Origin of the sequence: Mesorhizobium escarrei (genome assembly GCF_935825525.1) — a bacterium.
Taxonomy (GTDB): domain Bacteria; phylum Pseudomonadota; class Alphaproteobacteria; order Rhizobiales; family Rhizobiaceae; genus Mesorhizobium; species Mesorhizobium escarrei.
Map to the genome: position 1 here is coordinate 286 of NZ_CAKXZT010000004.1, position 3,777 is coordinate 4,062.

Consider the following 3,777-nt stretch of genomic DNA (forward strand, 5'->3'; position numbering starts at 1 on the left):
CAGGGACGGCTCCGAACTCGCGGTTGACGTATGATTGATGCGTGCAGTGCTTGACGCGTTGGGGACCACACAGGGTATCCGCGAAGATTGCAGATACTGCCTTTTGATCATGTAACCAGCTCCATCCTTTGGTTGGACAGTAGAGGCGGCTGGCGGTTCAACGCCATTGCCAAGTTGGTCAACTTCCTTAAGGGAAAACGAAAGAGCGCATCCGGCGCATATTCATGCGCACCAGGACAATTATACGTTGGTATACTTTATAGGACCGCTATTTCATGCGAGTCGGCGTTGTCGTCACACCCAGGCTGTCTGCCATTCGGACCAGATCGACGAGAGATTTCGCCCGCATCTTCTGCATGACGTGCCCGCGATGGACCTTCACGGTCACCTCGCTGAGACCCGCTTGAGCAGCGATCTGCTTGTTGACCCTGCCGGTGACCACCAGGTTCATGATCTCTCGCTCGCGCGGCGTCAAGGAATCGTAGCGCTCCCGAAGTTCGGCAATTGACAAGGCCTCCTGCCGCCGGGCGCGGTCCTGCTCGATCCCGGCGTGAACGGCGTCGAGCAACTCCTGTTCACGCACCGGCTTCGTCAGGAACTCGATGGCGCCGGATTTCATTGCGCGCACCGAGATCGGAACGTCGCCGTGGGCGCTGATGAAAATCACGGGAAGCTGGATGTTCAAATTTTGAAGCACGCTCTGGAATTCGAGCCCACTGCGCCCCGGCAGCCTAACGTCGAGGATAATGCAGCCGGGAGCGTCGATCCGTTTGCTGTCCAGAAACTCTTGGCTGGACGTGAAGGTCTGCACACCGAGCCCGACCGAACGCAAGAGATCGCAAAGACCCTCCCGAACCGACTCGTCGTCATCAATGATGTAGACGATCTCCTTCATACGCGCGCCCCAAGTTGAACCGATTGTGCCGGCAGGCCGGACGCTGGCTATTATTGCGCTTTCTCCTCAGCTGGCAATGTGAATTGAAATATTGCGCCGCGAGGCTTGTTTGGCGCGGCCCAGAGTCGACCGTTGTGAGCCTCAATGATGGAACGACTGATCGTGAGGCCCAGGCCCATGCCCTTGGGTTTGGTACTGTAAAACGCGTCAAACATTTCGTCGATCTTCGCGGAGTCGATTGGCGGGCCGCTGTCACGGACCGCCACCAAAACCGTATCTGGTGCCACTCGTTCGGTGCGTATGACGAGTTCGCGTGATCCCTTTGGAACCGCTGTCATTGCATCCTTGGCGTTCATTATGAGGTTGAGAATGACCTGCTGTAATTGGACCTGATCTCCCACGATTGATGGCAGGTCGTCCGCCAGCCCGGTGTTCAGCGAGACAGCACCCCGTTGAAGGTCCGTGAACACCAACGCAATCGTCTCCGAAACGATTGCGTTGATGCTCAGCCGATCCCTGCGCTCGGGTGATTTCTTGGCCATTGCCCGGATCCGGTCGATGACCTCCGACGCGCGAAAGGCGTCGCTGATCATGCGCTCGACGGCGCGACGGGCGGAGACGATGTCGCGCGGATCCGCGTCGAGATAGCGAAGACACGCATTGCCGCTGCCTACCAGCCCGGTGAGAGGCTGTCTGACCTCGTGGGCGATCGAAGCCGCAAGTTCTCCCATCGTGGTCAGCCGACTCATATGGGCAAGCTCGGCTTGCGCAAGCTGAAGTGCATTTTCCGCTTGCTTGCGGCTGGTGATGTCACGCGCCAATGAAAGCCGGAACCATTGGTCTCCTTGCTGGAATCTACCGGCGCGAACCTCGACCGGAAAGACGGTACCGTCCTTGCGCCGGTGGAGCGTCTCGAATGTCGCCGTCTGCCCTGCGTCCACTCGATCCACCACCGTCGCGAGTGCTTCGTGGTCGAGACCTCCATCAAAGTCGCGCGGATGCATTCCGATCAGCTCCTCGCGGCTGTAGCCGAGGCTCTCGCAGGCCTGTCGGTTCACGTCTATGACGGTCAGGTCGTCGGCATGCAGGAAAAACGCGTCGGTCGCGTGGTCGACGAAGGTTCGGAAGCGGGACTCGCTTGATCTCAGCCTCTCTTCGGCCTCCTTGCGCTCGGACAAGTCGACCACGAAGGCCACAGCCTGGTCCCCGCTCCCTTCGAATCTTGCCTCGCCGATCATCACGGGTACGCGCCCGCCATCCTTGCGCTGGTACTCCTTTTCGAACGGCTGGACGCGACCGGTCATCCTCAGCTCGGCCTCAGCCTCGGCGTCACGCTCGCCCCATTCCGGTGGCGTCAGTTCCGCCCCGAGCCGACCCGCATTGAGATCGTCGCGGCTGTAGCCGGCCATGCGGAGAAATGCCTCATTGGCCTCGATAATTCGGCCGTCAACATCCTGGATGAAAATCCCGATGATATTTGCCTCGACTAAGCGTCGGATCCGGGCTTCGCGTTCTTCGAGATCGCGGTACAGTCGGGTATTCTCAAGCGCGGTCGCCGCTTGCGAAGCGAGGATCTTCATCACCGCGATCCGCGCCGGCACGAAGACGCGATAGGCAAGATTGTTCTCAAGGTACAGCACGCCCGTCAGCACGCTCTGATTGAGCAACGGCATGCAGACAATGGAACGGGCATGATGCCGAATGACGTATGGATCGTCGGCAAAGGCCTCGTGGGCAGCGGCGTCGTCGAGGATCACGCTTTCGTTTGTGCGCACGACATAGTGGAGCACCGATTCCGGCAAGGTGAGCGCGGTCACGGGTTCGTCACGCAGATCCATATCGATGGCATTGCCACTGGTGGTAGCCTCGGCGATCACCCGCGGCTCGGCCCCATGCGACAATATGAGAAGGCCGCGCTCGGCCCCCGCCTGCTCGAGGGCGATACGCAGCACTGTGTCGATCAGCTTCTCGAGGACGATTTCGCCGGAGACGGCCTGCGACAGCTTGATGACGGTGGCAAGGTCGAGGTGTTCGACGGGAGCTTCGATCGTGCTTGTCGCATCCGGCGGTGGTTCATCGTCCCGCAGGCGTGGAAAGAGCTCATCGAGTTGCCGAACCTTGCCGTCAGCCCCCCAGCGGAGATAGCAGCGTCGGGCGTTCTGCAGGTAAAGCGCAGCAATCTGATCGAACCCGCGCCCGCGATAGAAGGCGGAAGCGCGCTCATACGCGATCGCTTCGTCGTGCGAAAGCGCATTCGCATGGGCCAACTGAATCGCCTCTTCATACAGACGCTCCGCATCCAGGGCACGGCTTCCCAAGCGCGCGCTCTCCGCGCCAAGCAGCGCTGCGCGGCTCGCAAAATTCTCAGCGCAGTGCTCGGCCCATTGCTCGAGATGATTGCGGTGAGCTGCCAAAGCCTTTCGATATTGGGAACTCTCGGCGGCTGATACTTCGTCGCAAAGTGCAGCCAGCGAGAGGCCAGCGTAGAAATGGTAGTCGGCCCGCTCGAAGATAGCAGGAGTCATCCAGAGGAGACCTTGTACTTTCGCCGCTGCCGCAAGCGCGGCGACGTGGTCGCCGGCGAGAACGCGTGCCTGCAGCTTGCGGATCCAGTAAAGACAACTACCCGGCTTGCCGTCGGTCTGTCGCTCGAATTGCTCCTCGTCGAACCCAATGTCGTTGAAGCAGCCGAAGACTGGCGTCAGCCCGCGGAGCGTTCGAACGAGCTGTAGTTGCCCTGAAATGAAGCCGACGACAACACCGAACCCGGCCTGGCGGGCGAAAACCAGACCGGCTTCCGCATCGCGTTGAACCTCCGAGAGGGGCTCGCCACTGGCGAGGAGGTAGGTCAGGAGGTTATTGCGGCTCAAGACAGCATAGGT

The 3,777-nt window shown here is 60.2% G+C and carries 2 protein-coding genes; both read right to left on the reverse strand.

Features of this window, described 5'->3' with window-relative positions:
- Positions 1-268: 268 nt before the first annotated feature.
- A complete protein-coding gene (locus NMG80_RS01045; protein ID WP_254016409.1) occupies positions 269-895 on the reverse strand; it encodes a response regulator transcription factor in 627 nt (208 codons plus the stop codon).
- Between the two features lie 50 nt (positions 896-945).
- On the reverse strand, positions 946-3,777 hold a 2,832-nt coding region (locus tag NMG80_RS37675; protein WP_436798514.1), incomplete at its 5' end, for a PAS domain S-box protein.